The organism is Protofrankia sp. Cr1 (genome assembly GCF_963555865.1).
Taxonomy (GTDB): domain Bacteria; phylum Actinomycetota; class Actinomycetes; order Frankiales; family Frankiaceae; genus Protofrankia.
On record NZ_CAUVXO010000191.1, the window covers coordinates 1,661 to 3,928 of the forward strand.

General features: G+C 68.7%; 3 protein-coding genes. All 3 read right to left on the reverse strand.

Annotated features, from left to right (window positions below; translation table 11 throughout):
• Nucleotides 1–51 precede the first annotated feature (51 nt).
• Nucleotides 52–624, reverse strand: coding sequence for an Hsp20/alpha crystallin family protein (locus tag U9980_RS15565; RefSeq protein WP_322768575.1), 573 nt, complete (start codon nucleotides 622–624; stop codon nucleotides 52–54).
• A gap of 369 nt (nucleotides 625–993) precedes the next feature.
• Complete coding sequence (locus U9980_RS15570; protein WP_322768576.1) at nucleotides 994–1,698, reverse strand: DUF4230 domain-containing protein; 705 nt, start codon at nucleotides 1,696–1,698, stop codon at nucleotides 994–996.
• 63 nt (nucleotides 1,699–1,761) lie between these two features.
• Nucleotides 1,762–2,268, reverse strand: a 507-nt coding sequence (locus U9980_RS15575; protein ID WP_322768577.1) for a PP2C family protein-serine/threonine phosphatase, incomplete at its 5' end; no start/stop codon positions are given.

The following is a 2,268-nucleotide window of genomic DNA, read 5'->3' on the forward strand; positions in this document are numbered from 1 at the left end:
CGGCTGGCGAGACCCTCGCGGCCGACCCGCAGGCGGTGAGCAGGTCGCGGGTCAGCCCGCCTGTACCCCGTCAGCCGTCCGTGCCTGGGTGGCCACGCGCGGCTCAGCACCTGACGCTGCCGGCGCGTCCGCCGGGTCGCTGGCCCGATCGCGTTGCGGCGCGCCGGCGATGACCGAGATACGCCTGCCGCGACCGACCGTCATGGCGCCGGCAAGCCGCACCGACAGGACGCCGTTGTCGTAGGTCGCGGAAATCTGGTCAGCGCCGACGCCGTCCGGCAGGTTGAACTCACGCTGGAAGCCGCCATGGCGACGTTCCCGTAGCACGACCGTACGGCCGTCATCGGGATGGCCGTCGCCCGCGCGGGCCTCGGTCCGTTCCCCACGGACGACCAGGCGGCCCCGCTCCAGCTCGACCGTGACGTCCCGGTCGACGTCAACTCCGGGAAGCTCCAGCTGCACGACGATGTCATCCCCATCGGTGACGACATCGGCCGCGGGGACGAAACCGGTGCGAACCATCCGCGTCCGGTCAGGGACACCCCAGGTACGACGAACGATCTCGTCGAACTCCCGGTCCAGACGTCCGAACGCGGCGAATGGATCCCACAGGTAGGCGGTCATGACTTCTCCCTCCAAGCGCGGTTCCTGTCACGCTCGATCCCCGCACGGATCGGGCTCATGTCATGTTTGTTGAGCCTAACAGACTCAGACTTATGACGGAACTGGGAAGCAGCCTCGGTCCAGTAGCTGTGCTCCGGACCGACGGCCACCTACCCACGGCCTCCCGTGCACCTGCTCGACGGTTGACTTTCCGCCGGACCGGCGCGAGCCGGCGCTCCCCGCCGGGAGACGACTCCACCCCCACCAGGCGACGTGAGGGTCCGGCCCGGTGACATGCCTGTCTTCGACGGCGCGCTCCACCCCGGCTCGTGGTCGGCCTGGCTCGTGGTCGGCCTGGCTCGGCGAGCCGGACCGGACGAGCGCGGCTCGCTACCGTGCGTCCGCGTAGCTGACGTTGATTGTCGTGAAACCCAGCGCGCTGAACAGACCTCGCAGCATTCCAGTGGTATTGCGTTGGGCCAGGGTCAGGACGGAACCATCGGCCTTCGCCGCCTGTGTCATCCTGTCCGCGGCTACCACATAGAGTTCACGATCATCGCTGGGGCTGCCGGTGAGAAAGCCACCGATCCGGTCCAGCACGCCTTTTTGGCGTGCCACGACGTAACTGTGTTCCGGATCAACCCGCGGTTCCGACAGCGTCGGCGCGGGCAAGTGGACCGACACCGTCCGCCGGTCTTCGGAGACCGTCACCGCATCCGCACCGAGCTTTCCGAAATCGACCACGGAGTCGACACTGCCGACACCCACGAACAAGGTCCGCTCGCCACGCAACGAGGCCGGTATGAACCTGGTCTCATCCGCCAGATCGACAACGACTTCAAAATGGGCGCTGGCCGCGTGGTACTCGCTGAGATCGGTCAGGGACCGCAGCACCGCGGGCGGACTGCGGTCGATCCTCTCCTGACCGAACGGATTGGTCAGCGACGGCCGCCAGCCGCTGACGAACCCGATGCCGGCGAGAACCAGCACGGCACCGACGACGATGAGCAACAGCCGCGCGACACCAAGGCGGACCCGCAGCAGCGCAACGAAACCCGACCTGATACCGGACCCGATGCCGGACCTTTCACTCATGGCAACGTTTGTACCCGCAAACGACCATCTACACCCGCAGCCCAGCTGCAAGATGATCCGAAGTCACCGACCCGACCCCGCCCGGCCCGCGCCGCCGGGCCCGTACCGGTCCGACGGTGGACGAGCAGCGGGCACGAGAACCCCGCCGTCGCCGGACCCGCTCGCATCCGTCCGCGCAAGAATGATCGCGGTGCGGTCGTCGCTCGGACGTCCGGGAGCGTACGCGCGGACGGCTTCGAAAACCGCGTCGAGCAGTTCCTGCGGGCCCCGCGAAGGGACCCGCAGGATCTCCGCGACCAACCGGTCCTCGCCGAACTGCTCACCTTTTTCGTTGCGGGCCTCGATGAGGCCGTCGGTGTAGATGAACAGAGCGTCGCCGGGCTGTAGCCGAATGGTCGCGGTCGCCCAGGCGCCCGGGGCCGCCAGCAGGCTGGACACCAGCGGCCCGATGGCGGTGAGCGTGACGACATCAGCGGTCGGCGATTCCCCCGGCGGAGTCGCCGAGAGCTCTCCTGCTCGGCCGGGGCGGCCCCCGGACCGGCCGGATCGGCCCCGTCTGTCCGGCGGCGA

Excerpts from the sequence above, each read along its gene's own strand:
- U9980_RS15565 (WP_322768575.1), bottom strand. The coding sequence starts at position 624 with ATGACCGCCTACCTGTGGGATCCATTCGCCGCGTTCGGACGTCTGGAC.
- U9980_RS15570 (WP_322768576.1), bottom strand. The coding sequence starts at position 1,698 with ATGAGTGAAAGGTCCGGCATCGGGTCCGGTATCAGGTCGGGTTTCGTT.